This window comes from Microbulbifer salipaludis (assembly GCF_017303155.1).
Lineage (GTDB): Bacteria > Pseudomonadota > Gammaproteobacteria > Pseudomonadales > Cellvibrionaceae > Microbulbifer > Microbulbifer salipaludis.
On record NZ_JAEKJR010000003.1, the window covers coordinates 310,662 to 327,629 of the forward strand.

The 16,968-nt window shown below is 58.3% G+C and carries 14 protein-coding genes and 1 rRNA gene; 3 read left to right on the plus strand and 12 right to left on the minus strand.

Annotated features, from left to right (window positions below; genetic code table 11):
- Positions 1-2: 2 nt before the first annotated feature.
- Together gdhA and JF535_RS16575 are read left to right on the plus strand one after the other, a co-directional pair.
- Complete coding sequence (gdhA, locus tag JF535_RS16570) at positions 3-1,403, plus strand: NADP-specific glutamate dehydrogenase (RefSeq protein WP_340674210.1); 1,401 nt, start codon at positions 3-5, stop codon at positions 1,401-1,403.
- A gap of 55 nt (positions 1,404-1,458) precedes the next feature.
- Positions 1,459-3,345: an MFS transporter gene (locus JF535_RS16575; RefSeq protein WP_207004249.1), complete on the plus strand. Its 1,887-nt coding sequence runs from the start codon at positions 1,459-1,461 to the stop codon at positions 3,343-3,345.
- 86 nt (positions 3,346-3,431) lie between these two features.
- Here JF535_RS16575 and tpx read toward each other — a convergent pair whose 3' ends face one another.
- From tpx to prfC, 5 genes are all read right to left on the minus strand, one after another.
- Positions 3,432-3,926, minus strand: a complete 495-nt coding sequence (gene tpx / locus JF535_RS16580; RefSeq protein ID WP_207004250.1) for a thiol peroxidase — start codon at positions 3,924-3,926, stop codon at positions 3,432-3,434.
- Between the two features lie 154 nt (positions 3,927-4,080).
- Entirely contained in the window at positions 4,081-5,487 is a 1,407-nt protein-coding gene (locus tag JF535_RS16585; protein WP_207004252.1) for a M20/M25/M40 family metallo-hydrolase, read from the minus strand.
- A 38-nt stretch (positions 5,488-5,525) separates the two neighbouring features.
- On the minus strand, positions 5,526-5,873 hold the full coding sequence (locus JF535_RS16590) for a hypothetical protein (protein ID WP_207004254.1): 348 nt from the start codon (positions 5,871-5,873) through the stop codon (positions 5,526-5,528).
- A 21-nt stretch (positions 5,874-5,894) separates the two neighbouring features.
- On the minus strand, positions 5,895-6,530 hold the full coding sequence (locus tag JF535_RS16595) for a 1-acyl-sn-glycerol-3-phosphate acyltransferase (protein WP_242524066.1): 636 nt from the start codon (positions 6,528-6,530) through the stop codon (positions 5,895-5,897).
- Between the two features lie 47 nt (positions 6,531-6,577).
- A complete protein-coding gene (prfC, locus tag JF535_RS16600; protein WP_207004256.1) occupies positions 6,578-8,161 on the minus strand; it encodes a peptide chain release factor 3 in 1,584 nt (527 codons plus the stop codon).
- Positions 8,162-8,465: 304 nt separating this feature from the next.
- Between prfC and JF535_RS16605 the strand changes: the two genes are divergently transcribed.
- Positions 8,466-10,232: an aminopeptidase P family protein gene (locus JF535_RS16605; protein ID WP_207004258.1), complete on the plus strand. Its 1,767-nt coding sequence runs from the start codon at positions 8,466-8,468 to the stop codon at positions 10,230-10,232.
- A 138-nt stretch (positions 10,233-10,370) separates the two neighbouring features.
- Here JF535_RS16605 and JF535_RS16610 read toward each other — a convergent pair whose 3' ends face one another.
- From JF535_RS16610 to rrf, 7 genes are all read right to left on the minus strand, one after another.
- Positions 10,371-11,762, minus strand: coding sequence for an MATE family efflux transporter (locus JF535_RS16610; RefSeq protein ID WP_207004260.1), 1,392 nt, complete (start codon positions 11,760-11,762; stop codon positions 10,371-10,373).
- Positions 11,763-11,840: 78 nt separating this feature from the next.
- The gene (rimI, locus tag JF535_RS16615) at positions 11,841-12,299 is read right to left on the minus strand and encodes a ribosomal protein S18-alanine N-acetyltransferase (RefSeq protein WP_207004262.1); all 459 of its coding nucleotides are present in this window, start codon (positions 12,297-12,299) and stop codon (positions 11,841-11,843) included.
- Positions 12,300-12,405: 106 nt separating this feature from the next.
- Positions 12,406-13,209 carry a hypothetical protein gene (locus JF535_RS16620; protein WP_207004264.1) on the minus strand — a complete coding sequence of 268 codons (804 nt, stop codon included), beginning with the start codon at positions 13,207-13,209 and terminating at the stop codon, positions 12,406-12,408.
- Positions 13,210-13,233: 24 nt separating this feature from the next.
- On the minus strand, positions 13,234-14,769 hold the full coding sequence (locus tag JF535_RS16625; RefSeq protein ID WP_207004266.1) for a 2-isopropylmalate synthase: 1,536 nt from the start codon (positions 14,767-14,769) through the stop codon (positions 13,234-13,236).
- 506 nt (positions 14,770-15,275) lie between these two features.
- Positions 15,276-15,752, minus strand: coding sequence for a MarR family winged helix-turn-helix transcriptional regulator (locus JF535_RS16910; protein WP_340674211.1), 477 nt, complete (start codon positions 15,750-15,752; stop codon positions 15,276-15,278).
- A gap of 14 nt (positions 15,753-15,766) precedes the next feature.
- Positions 15,767-16,246 carry a glutathione peroxidase gene (locus JF535_RS16635; protein WP_207004269.1) on the minus strand — a complete coding sequence of 160 codons (480 nt, stop codon included), beginning with the start codon at positions 16,244-16,246 and terminating at the stop codon, positions 15,767-15,769.
- A 608-nt stretch (positions 16,247-16,854) separates the two neighbouring features.
- Positions 16,855-16,968 (minus strand): 5S ribosomal RNA (rrf, locus tag JF535_RS16640); the annotation flags it as partial.

Here is a 16,968-nt window from a genome sequence, read left to right on the forward strand (position 1 = left end):
GTATGCGACCTGAGCAACAAGCCAGCGAGAACAACGAGCGGGGCAACGCCATGGACAAACAGCATAAACAAGGTCTGGAAGACTTTCTCGCCTGGGTACAGACGCGCAACCCCGATGAACCGGAGTTCAATCAGGCAATAAGAGAGCTGGCATACGATGTGTACCCGTACTACGCCGAGCACACCGGATGGCACTCCGCCAAAATATTACCCCGTCTCAGTGAAGCCGACCGGATCATTACCTTCCGCGTGTGCTGGGAGGATGACACTGGTGAGGTACAGGTGAATCGCGGCTGGCGGGTACAACATTGCAGCGCCGTCGGCCCTTACAAGGGCGGCATCCGCTTCCACCGCTCGGTGACGGCATCCGTTCTCAAGTTTCTCGCGTTCGAGCAGACCTTCAAAAACGCCCTCACCGGGCTACCCATCGGCGGCGGCAAAGGCGGCTCCGACTTCGACCCCAGTGATCGCTCGAACCGCGAGATCATGCGCTTTTGCCAGGCCTTCATGAATGAGCTGTACCGCCATATCGGTGAGAACACCGATGTCCCCGCCGGGGACATTAACGTGGGGCGCCGAGAAATCGGTTACCTCTTTGGCCATTACCGCCGACTCGCCAACTCCTTTACTGGCGCCCTCACTGGCAAGGACATCGAATTTGGCGGCAGCCATGTGCGCATGGAGGCCACCGGTTACGGCCTGATCTATTTTCTGCGCTGCATGCTCGCGCAGCGGCAGCAAGCGCTGGATGGCCTGCGCGTGTCGATTTCCGGGGCAGGCAACGTCGCACTGCATGCCGCACAAAAGGCCATGCAGCTTGGTGCACGGGTAATAACCCTCTCTTCCAGCAAGGGGGTCCTGCACAACGAATCCGGTATTCCACAAAAGGATATCGATGCGGCAATCGAGGCTGCAGACAGCAGCACCAAAACCCTGAAAGCAATCCAGTCCAGCAGCGGGGGCGACTGGTACGATGGCGAGAAACCCTGGCAGTTTCCCTGTGATATTGCCCTTCCCTGCGCGACCCAAAATGAACTCGGTGAGGAAGATGCGCGCGCGCTCATCGACAATCAATGCCAGATTGTTGCGGAAGGCGCCAATATGCCCTGCACCGAAGACGCCACCCGCTTATTCAAGGAAAACAAGGTGTTACATGCACCCGGCAAAGCCTCCAACGCCGGGGGCGTCGCCCTGTCCGGTCTTGAGATGGCGCAAAATGCGTCCTTTTCCCGCTGGGAGCAGGAGCACCTCGATGAAAAGCTGCTGGAAATCATGCAAGACATCCACGCCCAGTGTATCCAGCACCTCGAGGCGGAAGATGGCTACCAGGATTACCATCGCGGGGCCAACATCGCCGCATTCCACCGGGTAGCCAATGCATTGATGGCCCAAGGGGTAGGCTAACTCGCAGGCTTGAGATGGTTTAACATTGGGCGGTACCAGTAATCGGGAGCCCCACATGGCCCACCTCAGCCAGTCGCAACTGTTGCGCAGTCGCCGTTTCCTACCCTTTTTCTGTACCCAGTTTCTGGGGGCATTCAACGACAACGTGTTCAAGAATGCGTTAATTGTGATGATTGCCTTCCGCCTGGTCGCCTCCGAGGCAAACTTCCTGATTAACCTGGCAGCCGGCCTTTTCATTCTGCCCTTCTTCCTCTTTTCCGCCACCGCCGGCCAGGTGGCGGACAAGACCGACAAAAGCATATTGATCCGGCGCATCAAGCTGGCCGAAATTGCCATCGCGGTATTCGGTATCGGGGCGCTGTACAGCGGCAATAACACCTTCTGCCTGATGGTGCTGTTTGCCCTCGGCGTGCAATCCGCATTCTTCGGCCCGGTAAAATACGCCATTCTTCCGCAGCACCTGAAAAAGCCGGAACTGGTCAGCGGCAACGCGCTGGTGGAAATGGGCACCTTTGTATCGATATTGCTCGGCACCATCGTGGGCGGCCTGCTGGCCGGACAGACCGGCAGTGGGCAGCATGGCCTGCTGTGGATTTCCATCATCATCCTGACCACCGCCGGCCTGGGCTATTCGATTTCCAGAGCCATTCCCTCCGCCGAGGCACCAGTGCCAGAGCTGAAGATCAACTACAACCCGGTTAGCCAAACCCGCAGGATGTTGCGGGAAGCACTGAAAAAACCAGCCGTGTTTTACGCCATTATCGGCATCTCCTGGTTCTGGTTGCTCGGCGCCGCATACCTCACCCAGATTCCCAGTCTCACCCGCAATGTACTTGGGGGCAGCGAATCGCTGGTGACTCTGCTGCTGTGTTGCTTCACCATTGGCGTCGCCGTCGGGTCGCTGTTGTGCGGGCGACTGTCTGGTGGGCGCGTGGAGCTGGGGCTGGTACCTATCGGTGCGGCCGGCTTGACGATTGCCGGGGTTTTACTGGCGTTCACAACCGGAGGCTACCAGCCACCGGCCGAAACAACCGTGGCCGCATTTTGGGCGGCGGAGGGCTCTCTGAGTATTCTGATCAACCTGACATTGATCGGCATATTCGGTGGTTTCTTTATTGTGCCTCTCTACGCCATGATGCAGGAGCGCTCGGACCCGAATATTCGCGCGCGGATTATCGCGGTAAACAATGTGCTCAATGCCTTGTTCATGGTGGTAGCGGCAGTGCTGGGCATTGTGTTTCTGAACCTGCTCGGGGCGACCATCCCGCAATTTTTCCTGATCATGGCGCTGATGAACGCGGCAGTCGCCGTATTCGTTTTTGCCAAGGTCCCGGAGTTTGCGATGCGCCTGCTGATATGGCTGCTCTCCCACACCATGTACCGGGTAAAACACAAGGGGCTCGAACGCATCCCCGCCGAGGGGCCAGCGATTATTGCCTGTAACCATGTGAGCTATGTGGATGCGCTGTTGCTGGCCGGTGCCGTGCGCCGACCTATCCGCTTTATCATGTACAAACCGATCTATGAAATCCCGGTGCTGCACTTTATTTTCAAGACAAGCCGCGCCATCCCGATCTGCTCCAAACAGCAGGACCCGGACGGCTATGCACAGGCGTTTGCGGAGATCGAACAGGGACTGAAGGATGGTGACCTGCTGTGTATTTTCCCGGAAGGCCAGCTAACCAAAGATGGCGAACTGCAGCCTTTCAAGGCCGGGATCGAAAAAATTCTGCAGCGCACCCCGGTGCCGGTGATTCCCATGGCCCTGCGCGGTTTATGGGGCAGTTTCTTCAGCCACAAGGACGGCAACGCATTCAGCACCCTGCCCCGGCGTTTCTGGTCGCGCGTGTGTGTGGTGGCAGGCGATCCCCTGACCGCCGCAGAAGTGAAAGCCGAAGCGCTGCAGGAAACCGTGCTGGATTTGCGCGGGCAGCATCGCTGACGATACAGGCAGCCCATCAATCGCCTAAACAAAAACGCCGCGACAGTTGTCGCGGCGTTCTTTTAAAAGTAAAAACCGAATGGTTGTCAGAGCGCGCTGATGGCGCCCTCGTAGCTCGGTTCATCGGCCGTTTCAGCCACCTGTTCGGTGTAGGCAACCTTGCCGTTTTCGTCGATCACAACCACCGCACGGGAGAGTAGACCTTTTAATGGGCCAGTCTCAAAGTCTACGCCGTAATCCTTACCGAAGCTTGCGCGGAACGCCGATCCCAGTTTTACATTTTCGATGCCCTCGGCACCGCAGAAGCGCGCCATGGCAAACGGTAGATCCGCAGACACACACACCACCACGGTATTATCCAGAGATGCGACCTTTTCATTGAACGTGCGTACCGAGGTCGCGCAGGTTGGCGTGTCTACAGACGGAAAAATATTCAGCACCACACGCTTGCCCGCAAGATCATCCAGAGTGAGCTCAGACAGATCTCCCTGCACCAGGGTAAATGCCGGTGCATCGCTACCGACCGCCGGCAGTTCACCAACGGTTGTGACGGGGTTTCCTTTCAGGGTGATATTGGCCATAACGTATTCCTTGACTTGCCTGATTGAGGTGCCGCCAGCATGACGAGCAGGCATGGCCTTGTCAATTGAGCGGCAGGTAAGACACTCGCAATATCTGGGGCAAAAAAAAGCCCCACAGATTGCGGGGCTTTGAGAAGGGAACCAGGTAACAGGCTTAGTGCTCGGTGGGCACCCGGCCAAAATCCCCTTCCATTTCTGCAGCGAGGAACGACATCACGACCCAGGCCGCCACATTCTGCTTGAGGTTTTCGGGGTCTACCTTGTCCAAGGTATCGTTGGGGGTATGGTGGTAATCGAAATAGTCGGTACCATCCTGGAACAGCCCCATGGCCGGTACGCCCTGCGCCACGAACACACTGCTGTCGGGGCCACCATAAGTCTTGTTGTTACCGCGCTCGATGCCCAGAGGTGCCAACAGCTGCATCATCTGGTCGGCGATCACAAATTTGCTCTCTGGAATGCGAGTGTCAAAGCGCCAGATCTTGCCAGCACCAAAGTCCGATTCGGACACCATGATGATGTTGTCCAGCTCGTTCTGGTGCGCATCCACATACTGCTTCGCACCTACCAGGCCGATCTCCTCAGCACCGAACAGCACAACCCGCAGGGTACGGCGCGGACGCTGAGGCAGTTCGGAAATAAGACGCGCGGTTTCCATCACGATCGCCACACCGGCACCGTCGTCCAGCGCTCCTGTGCCCTCATCCCAGCTATCCAGGTGTGCGCCAATCAGAACCACTTCTTCCGGCTTCTCGCGGCCTACAACTTCACCGATCACATTGAACGAGGGGCCATCTGCCAGTGCTTCGTTGTGCACATTCAGCTTCACTTCCACCGGCTTGCCACGCTTGAGCATGGCCTCCAGCAGGTTGGCGTCAGGCGCGGACAGTGCCAGCGCCGGTACCGGGTTCGCAACACCGTCGATCGACATCATGCCCGTGTGTGCGAAGCGGTCAGAATCGGTGCCCACGGAGCGCAACAGCATGGCCGCGGCGCCCTTCTCGGCGGCAGCGCGCATGCCCTTGCTACGCCCTTGTACCGCGGGACCATAGCCCTCACCGGTACGCGCACGGCCCATACGCTTGTTGATAAACGCGATTTTTCCCTTCACCTTGCGCGCCGGCGCCTTCATCAGCGCTTCAACATCGGCGAACTCAACGATTTCAGCGGTGAGCCCCCCCTCTGGCGTAGAGGCTCCATAGCCCAGGGATGACACTACCAACGGCTGGGGGTAAGGCGCGGTCACTTCCGCATGGGCATGGCCGCGGGCCCAGCGCTTCACATCAATTTGCTCGGTGTAGACCCGATCAAACCCCAAAGCCTTCATCTTCTCCTGCGCCCAGGCCACTGCACGCTCGTCCCCCTCGGTACCCGCACGACGGGGGCCCACTTCCACGGTCAGGGACTCGACAATGCTGTAGGCATCCGAGGACTCCAGTGCGCGGTCTCGCAGCACCTCCGCCACCGACATATCTTCCTGTTTCAGGGGAATAGCCTGGGCACTGATCGCCACCAGTGCGGCGGCCAGCCCGCCGGCAACACTCTTCAGGGGTTTGAACATGATTTCTCCAGTTACAGCATTGAGATTGTTATCAGAATTTATTCGGGTTCATCGTGCGACGGCAGTGCCAGCAAACGCTCGCGCAGGTCACGCAGCCTTTCCAGGCCAGTGTCGGTAAACAGATACGGGAGCTTACCAGTGTATTCATCATCTTCGATTTGCAGGCATTCCAGCCGCAGGGCTTCCAGAGCAGGGTCATGGCGCATGGGGTAGCTGATCAGCATTCGCCATGCATTTTCGTCCGCTTGCCCGACAATCACGGTTTCCAGACCACGCAGGAAGTCCGCTCTCTCCATCCGGAAGCGCGGCGTCCGCATTTGCATCAGGCCCCAGATCACTAGGGAAAATATCGCAAAGGAGACACACAGTGTTATGACGATTGTCATGGCTTATGCCTCCAGTAAACGTCAGGCCGCCTCGTCAAGATCCGTCTGGTGTTGCGGATTCCGGCCCTGGTATTTATGGAAACGTCGCTGAATTTCCCGCATATCGGTTTCCAGATTACCGGTGGGGCGATAAACGGAGTCCACGCAAATCTGCTTGCTGGGAAAATCCCAGGCAATCAGCACCACCGGTACATTCGCCGCATAGGCGATACGCAGGAAACCGTTCTTCCACTTTGCCGTCTTCTTGCGGGTCCCTTCCGGGGTGATGGCAACCCACATTTTTTCATTTTGACGGAATTGACTCGCCACCTGCTTGGCCATGCCGCCGGCCGCAGAGCGATCCGTAGGAATACCGCCAAGCCATTTAAACAGGCCTTTAAACGGGAAGAAAAAGGCTTCCTTCTTCATCAGCCAGGATGCCTTCAGGCCAAGGGCCAGGATAAACGGCATTGCGACCACAAAGTCCCAATTGGAAGTGTGCGGGGCCAATGCCACCATCACCTTTTTTTCTTGCGGGAATTCCCCGTGGATACGCCAGCCCAGCGCTTTCACCATCAACAGGCCAACGCCGCGGGTAAACCAGTTGCCGCTGCGCGGCATTTCGTCCGGCAATTGCGTGGGAATCGTGGTTTTCTTGGCAACAGTCACGGTCATCATCTCTTCTCAAAGGTTACTGCGTAAGTACTGCTATTTGATTGCGGACGTCAGTGTTCCCGGGTCGCATAAAAGCGCACATCCGGATAACGCTCTTGCGCCAACTGCAGGTTCACCCGCGTGGGGGCCAGATACGTCAGGTGTCCGGAGCCGTCCAGGGCCAGGTTAATACTCGCCTTGCGCTTGAAGTTTTCCAGCTCCTTGGCACTTTCACTGTCGACCCAGCGCGCGGTGTTTACATTGACGTTTTCGTAAATGGCTTCCACCTTGTACTCGTCCTTGAGACGATACGCGACCACTTCAAACTGCAGCACCCCCACCGCGCCAACAATGATGTCATTGTTGTCCAGCGGGAAGAACACCTGTGTCGAGCCCTCTTCGGACAGCTGCTGCAGCCCTTTCTGCAGCTGCTTGAGTTTCAGCGGGTCTTTCAGGCGAATACGACGAAACAGCTCCGGGGCAAAATTGGGGATACCGGTAAACTTCAGGCTCTCACCCTCGGTAAAGGTATCGCCAATCTGGATAGTGCCATGGTTGTGCAGGCCGATAATATCCCCTGCGATTGCCTCTTCCACATGGGTGCGGTCGCCGGCCATAAAGGTCACCGCATCGGCAATTTTTACGTCCTTGCCAATACGCACATGCTTCATTTTCATGCCGCGGTTATAGGTGCCGGAGCACACGCGCATAAAGGCAATGCGATCGCGGTGCTTGGGATCCATGTTTGCCTGAATCTTGAAAACGAAACCGGAAAATTTGTCCTCATCAGGCTGCACTTCGCGCTCGTTGGTGGCGCGGGACTGCGGGCCCGGCGCCCACTCTACAAACCCATCCAGCATCTCGCGCACACCGAAATTACCCAGCGCGGTACCGAAAAACACCGGCGTCAATTTGCCCGCTCGATAGGCTTCCAGATCAAACTCGTGGGTCGCGCCGCGCACCAGGTCGATTTCCTCGCGAATCTCCTCCGCGTCCTCACCCAGCAGCGCGGTCGCCTCATCGGAGTCCAACCCCTGGATCTGGATGTCTTCGGGAATCGTGTGGCCCTGCCCCTGCTTGAACACATGAATAGTGTCGGTGTAGAGGTTGTACACCCCCTTGAACAACTTGCCGGAACCCAGCGGCCAGTTGATCGGCGCCGCCTGAATGTTCAGCACCTCCTCGATCTCATCCATTACTTCGATGGGATCGCGGATATCCCGGTCCAGCTTGTTGATAAACGACAGGATCGGCGTGGTGCGCAGGCGACACACGTTCATCAGCTTGATGGTGCGATCCTCAACACCCTTGGCCCCGTCGATGACCATCAGCGCAGAGTCCACCGCCGTCAGAACCCGGTAGGTGTCCTCCGAGAAGTCCTCGTGCCCCGGGGTGTCCAGCAGGTTTACCACGCGCTGTTTATAAGGAAACTGCATCACGGAAGATGTCACGGAGATGCCCCGCTCCTGCTCCATGGTCATCCAGTCGGAGCGCGCGTGCGGCCCCTTCTTGCCCTTGACCGAGCCCGCCAGCTGGATGGCATTCCCGAACAGCAGCAGCTTTTCGGTCACCGTGGTTTTACCGGCGTCCGGGTGGGAGATGATGGCAAAGGTGCGGCGGCCATTGATGCCCGCCAGGCTTGAAGACTGACCCATAATGCAACTTGAAACTGGATAAAAAACAGGCGCGCATTATACACGTCTGGCGCGCCGGTAGCGCTGGAAATGGCGATTCGGGGGGCCTAGACTGCGGCTAAAACTGGCTGGCTCGGTTTCGAGTGGCAGCAAGATACGATGTAAAGGGTGTAATGACCGGGCACAACTAGCGGGACTGTCTGCGGCTTGGATGGCCGCAGCCGGCCCCCCAGGGATAGGTCACCGGGGGAGCGCCTAGCTCGTGTCTCGCAAGTTGTCCCCGGTCATTGCATCCGCTACGACATCCCAAAGAACGAGGTGAATAATGAGTCAGGAACGATTGGAAGCACTGCAACAGGCGCTATTCACACAACAGGTACAGGGCTTCCTGGTCCCTCGGTGCGACGAGTACCAGAACGAGTACGTGCCCGCCGCCGATGAACGCCTCGCTTGGCTCACCCGCTTCGATGGGTCCGCCGGTCTCGCCGCCGTCACTACCAATCGCGCCGCCCTGTTTGTCGATGGCCGCTACACCATCCAGGCCAAGCAACAGATTGGCGACCAGACCATCGAGCAAGGCGAACTGGCACCCAGCGCCATCGCCGACTGGCTCTGCGACGCCCTCGGTGAAGGCGACGTCCTCGGCTACGACCCGCGGCTGCACACCGAACCGGGCCTCGCGCCGCTGAAACAACGTCTCGGCGAACGCGGCATCGAGCTGCGCGCCCTCGACACCAACCCCATCGACCACATCTGGCAGGACCGCCCCGCCACACCATGCGGCCCCGCGCGCCCGCACCCACAAACCTTTACCGGCGAGGGCTCCGACAGCAAGCGGCAGCGTATCGCCCACCTGCTCGCCGACAAAAAGCAGGATGCCCTGTGGCTCGCCAACCCCGAAGTCTGCGCCTGGCTGTTCAACATCCGCGGCAGTGATATCCCGCACCTCCCGGTGGCCCTCTGCATGGGCTTTCTCTACACCGACGGCAGCGCCACCCTCTATCTGGCAGAAAGCGCCAGCGGTGACGCCCTACGCCAACACCTGGGCACTCAGGTCGAACTGGTCAACGACAAAGCCGCACTGTTCAGCGCCGCCGAGCGCCAGCATGTACAGCGGGTATGGGCAGATCCACAGCTCACCAACTGCTGGACCCTGCAGCAACTCAGAAGCCGCGAAATCCAGGTACTTCTGGAGCGCGATCCGATTACCGGCGCCAAAGCGCAAAAAAACTCGGTTGAACTGGAAGGCAGCCGCGCCGCCCACATCCGTGACGGCGCCGCCCTGTGCGAATTCCTCGCCGAGCTGCCTGATGCCGTAAAGAGAGAAGGCTTTGGCGAGTTGGAGGCGGTACAGCTAATGCGTGAGAAACGGGAACAACGAGAAGGGTTTACCGACGACAGCTTTGATTCCATCTCCGGCTATCAGGGGAACGGGGCTATTGTGCACTACCGGGTGACCCCGCAATCCAGCCTGCCAATGAAGGCAGAGGGTCTTTATCTGATCGACTCCGGCGGCCAGTATCCGGATGGCACCACCGATGTCACCCGCACGGTGGCGCTGGGAGAGTTCCCCACACAGGCCAAGGAGCATTTCACCCGGGTACTCAAAGGGCATATCGCCATCGCCACCCTGCGGTTCCCCAAAGGCACCTGCGGCGAGCAGATCGACGCCTTTGCCCGCAAATCCCTGTGGGATGCCGGGCTCGACTACGCCCACGGTACTGGTCACGGTGTAGGCAGCTTCCTCAGCGTGCACGAAGGACCGCAGCGCATCGGCAAGGCCCACACCAGTGTGCCCCTGGAAGCCGGCATGATCGTTTCCAACGAGCCGGGTTTTTACCTCGCCGGTGAATACGGTATCCGCATCGAGAATCTGATCTTCGTGAAAGAATGCGCAGAGTATCCAGGTTTCCTGGAATTCGAAGAGCTGACGTTGGCGCCGATCGAACACCGCCTGATCGAGGCGGAATTACTGACGGACGGCGAACGCAAGTGGCTCAACAACTACCATCAAAAGGTAAATGATACCCTGCTGCCACTGGTCAGTGACAAAACGAAAGCCTGGCTCGAGCAGGCCACGCAAGCCATCTAAGGGCACAGCCGGGACTCACAGTTCGAGTCGCGGCGCTGGCTAACAGGCATTGCCACTACGGTGTTGCTGTTGGCCAGAGTCCATTGCGCATAAACTGGGATAGATACCCACCCACACATGCTCCCGGCAAGGCATGACTTACTTTAGTTCTGCGCCACTGCCCGCCGCAGCGCGACTCAACTCGGCATGGTGGCCCTGAAGATACCCTCGCAACCACCACCAGGCCAAAGCCCCGAGGACCAGGTTGGAAACCAGGGTGGCGACAAACAACCCCTGAATACCCCAAAAATGATTGCCCAACCAGGCCAGCGGCAAGTAAACGCCCAGTACCCGAAGAAACGAAATAAAGGTGGCCGGCAACGGATGCCCCAGGCCATTGAAGGCCGCATTGGCCGACATCACAAACCCGTAGCCCGCATAACTGAAAGGGACCAGGCACAGGTACGCCACGGCCACCGCCATCACCTGGGGCGAGTCACTAAACAGGGAGACCATCGGGCCGGCAACGAGCCAGAGCACCACGGCCAACACCAGCCCGAAAATAATACAGAACCTTGCCAGCACGGCCACGGTTTGCAACAGGCGATCGTATTTCCCGGCGCCGGCATTTTGTCCCATAAACGGCCCCACGACCGACGACAGTGCATAGAACACAATCAGGGCTACGGGCTCGATGCGCAGGGCAACCCCCAGTCCCGCAACCGCGTCGATACCGTGGGCAGCGACAAGCGCCACCACCACACCACCCGACATGGGAATAATCACGTTGGTGGCGATAGCCGGCAGCCCGACCGCCAGCATTGTGCGCCAGGAATCCCGCAGTGCTGGCCACTGCCAGCTGGGCCAAACGAGAATCTGCTCTCGCCGCACCAGTACATACGCAGCAATCACAAAACTTAAGCCCCGTGCAATGACCGTAGCCAGCGCAGCGCCCTGCAGCTCCAGGCGCGGAAACCCGAACAAACCGAATATCAGTAAAGGATCGAGAATCAGGTTGAACAGCGCCACCGCCATCAGGATTCTGCCGGTGATCGCGCTGTTACCGATGGCCCGCAGCGCGGACAGGGAAACCATGGGTACCACGGCGAACACCGCACCCAGATACCAGGGCACCATGTATTCTGCGATGAGCGGCAGCAGGTCGGGTTCAGCGCCCAGCAAGCGGAACAGGGGGTCAACGGTCAGCAAGCCCACAGCACTGACAACGAGCGCAACCAGCAAAGCCAGGAGGGTCGCATCACTCACCAATTGGCGAACCCGCGCCATATCGCCAGCGCCGTACGCGCGCGCGACCGCAGAGGAGGTGCCTGCACCCAGCCCAATTGCCAGTGCGTTGATGACCATCACCACAGGAAAGGTAAAACTCATGGCCGCCAGCGGTGCGTCACCCAACTGCGCAACAAAGTAGGTGTCGACCACGTTAAACGACATGGTGGCGAGAATCCCCCACACCATGGGCAATGCCAGACGACGCAGATGGGCCGCGACCGGGCCTTCGAGCAGGGACGGATGGGTGCGATTGGCTGGCATGCGGGTTCCGAAAATTGGCGCGGGTTTAATACTGAGAGCGCAGGCAGGACGGTTCAAGCTCGCCCCTGATGGCGGGGCCTACAATACCAGACTCATCAGCAGCGCGTCTTCCCGGCTCCCATCCGGCTTCGGATAGTAGTTTTTGCGGCGGCCGTCTTCGGAAAACCCGAGTTTGCGGTACAGCGCGCGCGCCGGGCGGTTGGAGGCGCGCACCTCCAATAGAACCCGTGCAACGTCTGCCGGCAGGCGAGAAAAGATTTCCTGCAGCAAGTACGCAGCCACACCCTGTTGTCGCCACTGCGGCGCAACTGCTACATCGAGAATTTCGATTTCATCAAACAAGCGGCTTACCACACAGCAGGCGGCAATCGTCGGATCATCACCATCACGCAATATCCAACAGACATGGCCGGACTCCAGGCTGCCACGATACTGAGCAGCGCTCCAGGGATGTGAGTGTGCGCTGCGCGCCAGTACTGCCAGGGCGTCGCAGTCGGACTCGACGGCCTGCTGCAGGTGCAGGGAGAGTTCAGGCATAACGGCAACCGAAACTGGCCAGTGGATTTGAGGGGGATGCATTCACTGAGGCAACTTCCGTGTTCAGCAGCGTGTGATGTGAAGGGGTACTTGTGGGCACCGCGGCTCAGCGCCGCGTCTGCTCCGGGTACAAGCGGCGCAGCATGTTCCAGACTTCGCGCTTGCGCGCGGGCGCTTCCAGTAACTCCGTGAGGCTTGGCATGAATACCACGCGCACACCCTCCCAGTCCCCCACCGCGTCGGTCATGGCGACCGGTGCACAGAACTCCTGTGCAGGCACGCCCATCAGCCAGATGGATTTGACCGGCTTGCGGGCGCAGGCGGCCTCCAGCCAGCTTGTGCAAGTGTCTTTTGCATCCTCAGCCCCGGCGGCTGCCGCAAACGGGTTTTCAGCCAGCGGCCAGCGGAGTTTATTGCGCTCAGATTCCAGGCCGTGCCAGTCGAGCGCACGGGCAATATTGCCGAACAATGACTCCACCGGCAGCGCAACTCCAGGTTCGCGGCTATCCACCGCCAACAACTCATCACCCAACCGCCAGCTACTCAATACAAAAGGAGCCACTTGCCGTTGCGGCGGCGCGACCGGAGTCGCCTTGGGGGCACTGGCGCTGACTCGGGATTCCGCAGTGATACTGCCGATTACCCGCCCCACATCCGATACCTGTTGATCGTACGATGGCGATGGATCCATTCCGGTTTGCGCCGCCTGATCCGCAACCACGGGGGCTTCCGTGACGACGCCCGCAGCCGCCATCACCGCGGAGACCCCACGCGGGGCCTCCTGAGGTGCATCCACAGGGGGAGGAAGAAGAGCCTGCACCGGGTCCGGTGCCAACGGCAGACAGAAACGCGGCATATAGCTGGTAACACCCAGTGCCGAAAGATATTCCGTCCGCTGTCGTTCGTTCACGATAAATTCCGCTGTGTTGGTCGATCAAACGCCCTGTGGCTTGGGGCTTTGGCTGGCCAGCAAGTTTAACGCATCCAGATACGCTTTGGCGGACGCCACGAGAATATCGGTATCCGCGCCCACGCCATTGACCAGCCTTCCATCCCGCTCCAGGCGCACGGTCACGCTTCCCTGGGAATCGGTTCCCTGTGTCACAGCATTCACGGAATACAGTTTCAGATCGGCCTGACTCCCGACCACAGACTCAATGGCCTTGAAGGTAGCGTCCACGGGGCCGCTACCCTCGGCACTGCAGGTTTTCTTGTCACCATCGATCAGCAGCTCGAGGTGAGCCTGGGGGTAGCAGCCACTCTTGCTGCGCACTTCCAGGTCTGCCAGCTGATAATGCTCTACCGGATCGGCAGCACCGGAAATCAGCGACTGCAGGTCTTCATCGAAAATCTCGTGCTTCTTGTCGGCGAGATCCTTGAAGCGCTGGAAAAGAACGTTGAACTCTGCGGGATCCGCAAAGGTAACGCCAAGCTCCTCGTAGCGCGCCTTTACCGCAGCGCGCCCCGAATGCTTACCAAGTACCAATCGATTCTGCCCCCAGCCAACGTCTTCCGCGCGCATGATTTCATAGGTTTCGCGATGTTTGAGCACGCCATCCTGGTGAATGCCGGATTCATGGGCAAATGCGTTGGCCCCGACGATGGCCTTGTTGGGCTGTACCGGGAAGCCAGTGATCGACGATACCAGGCGGGAGGTTGGCACGATGTGCGAAGCATCCACCCCGGTCTCGACCGGGTAGAGATCCTGACGGGTTCGCACCGCCATCACAATTTCTTCGAGAGAGGCATTGCCCGCGCGCTCGCCGAGGCCATTAATGGTGCACTCCACCTGGCGCACGCCATTCATCACTGCCGACAGGGAGTTGGCGACCGCCAGCCCGAGATCATTGTGGCAATGGGTGGAGAAAATGGCCTTGTCAGAGTTCGGTACATTTTCGATGACCCGGCGGAACATGGCGCCATACTCGCCGGGTTCACCATAACCTACGGTATCGGGGATATTGATGGTACCCGCACCCGCTTTGATCACCTCCTCGATGATGCGATACATGAACTCCGGCTCGGAGCGACTTCCGTCTTCCAGAGAAAACTCCACATCATCGGTGTGCTGACGCGCAAGCTTGACGGCGGCAACCGCTTGCCGCAGCACATCCTCAGGATCCATCTGCAGCTTGTACTTCATGTGGATCGGTGAGGTGGCAATAAAGGTATGAATGCGGGAGGAGTTTGCCTTCTTCAGCGATTCCGCGGCACGCAGAATATCCGGCTCCACCGCTCTGGCGAGGCTGCAGATGGTCGAGTCCTTGACGGTCTCCGCCACTGCCTGCACGGCTTCAAAATCACCCTGGCTGGCAATGGCAAAACCTGCCTCGATCACATCGACCCGCATCCGCTCCAGCATACTGGCGATCCTGACCTTTTCGTCCTTGGTCATGGAAGCGCCGGGGCTCTGCTCACCATCGCGCAGGGTAGTATCAAAAATGACTAATTTATCTTTTTTAGTGTTCATCAGGGCTCTTCTCCTAGTCTGGCCCGAGGCTAAACAGCGGTGACGCCGCTGTCTATGCACCGCTCAAATTAAGTACGGAATTCTGTAGACGGGTATGGGGATAAAATTATATGCCGCAGCGCGGCAGTCGTAGCAGGCTTGCTAGTCGCAGGAGGGAGTCACAGGGCGCGCTGCAGGGGTGCACCGGGCGGAAAGAAAAAACGGTAACGGGATTTAAGCGAACCCCCTTGGGCCTCGCATCCGTCCAAATGGAGTCATCGGAAACTATGGCGTTCATGATTGCGGTTTTCGTTGTCGTGCCAATGGATCACTGGTGTACGTGGTTACTACGCTGGCCCGGGAGGCCGCATCTGATGCGGCCCATGTGCTCCCGGGTTGATCCAGCCGGTCGCTCCGAACTATATGCCCGAAACGCCCCCACATCAACAACCATCCTAAAAAACCGGCAAATTAAGACATCCAGCGCAAAATATTATTATTTTTTAGTCGCATGGCGACAACACATCCTAAGATACCGTGGCGGCGCGAAGCTCCGCCAGCAACGCCCATAACTCTTCGTGCAGCGCAGCCATGCGCGCGCGCGGTAGCGACAACCCGCTCAACGCCTTATCGCGCCAGACTTTCGCATCCTGCCGCAGTTGCTGGGCAGAAGTAGTGATACGAATCAGCGTCACTCGCTCATCCCGTTTACTGCGCGCCCGGGTCACATGACCTTGCACCTCCATGCGCTTGAGCAAAGGCGTGAGGGTGCCGGAATCCAGCATCAACTGCTCGCCCAGTGCGCTCACCGTACATTCCTCTAGCTCACGCCCCTCGTTTTCCCACTGCCACAACACCAGCAACACCAGGTATTGCGGATAGGTAATGCCGAGCTCACGCAGCATTGGCTGATAGGCACGGGTCATCGCCCGCGACGCCGCATAAAGTGCAAAACACAATTGCCGGTCAAGATTGAGGGAATCTAGCTCCTTGTCTGAAGACACGGCGCCCCCTCCTGTCAAAGCAGTTTTTCAATGTCTTCTGCCAGTGATTCCGGTTTGTCCTTGGGCGCATAGCGGTTCACCACCTCGCCCTCACGGTTCACCAGAAACTTAGTGAAGTTCCACTTGATTCCCTCAGTTCCCAGAATGCCCGGCGCGGACTTCTTGAGCTGGGTAAACAGCGGATGCGCATCAGCGCCATTTACATCCAGCTTGGCGTATACGGGAAAGCTCACGCCATAATTCAACGTGCAGAACTCCTGTATCTCGCTATCACTCCCCGGTTCCTGCTTACCAAACTGGTTGCAGGGAAAACCGAGAATCACGAGCCCCTTATCCTTGTATTTCTGGTAAAGGTCTTCCAGGCCTTTGTATTGAGGGGTAAATCCACACTTACTTGCCGTATTGACGATCAGCAGGACTTTGCCTTTGTACTGCGCCAGTGTGGACTCTTGCCCATCATTGGCCTGCACAGGGATGGTGAAAATGTCGCTCATTAGATTCTCCTCAGTATCCATTTAAGTTGTGCACAATTTATTTGTGGGCAATGTACCAGCTCGGAGTGTCGAGTGCGAGGATTAATTTTCAGTAAGGGTCCATGTGTAACTACGTGAGTAACTTTGCAATACACCCGAGGTGAGCCGCCAGGTGAACGGAAGCCGCTTTGATTAAGAATTGATTTTCAAAATATTTTCCCAGTTATCCACAGGCATGTTACACACAGAAACCTTGGACAGACCTGTGGGTAAGTATGGGATATTGGGTGAGAGTGGCGTCGTTGCTGGGTTTGCGCGACCGTCTAAAAAAACGACGGTGGGTTGGGGGGGGGGGTGAAGAAAGAAGGACTGAGGTTTCGGGTAAAGGGAGGAGTTAGAGAGTCAGTACCCACGAGTGGGACGATGACCTACAGTGGGTGGCGAGCGGTGCTCGCCATCGCGGCGCGTGGTACGGCATCCCGGCGCCTTTCGGCGCCCCCGGCTTTGCTCCTGCGGAGCATGGCCGGTCACATGGCAGCGCTTTGCGCTGCGAGGTAGTGGCAGTAATTCACCGTATCCCAAATAAAGAAAGGGCCACCCAAATGGGTGGCCCTTTCTTTTATTTAGAAGCCTGACGATGACCTACTCTCACATGGGGAAGCCCCACACTACCATCGGCGATGTTGCGTTTCACTTCTGAGTTCGGCAAGGGATCAGGTGGTTCCACAACTCTATTGTCGTCA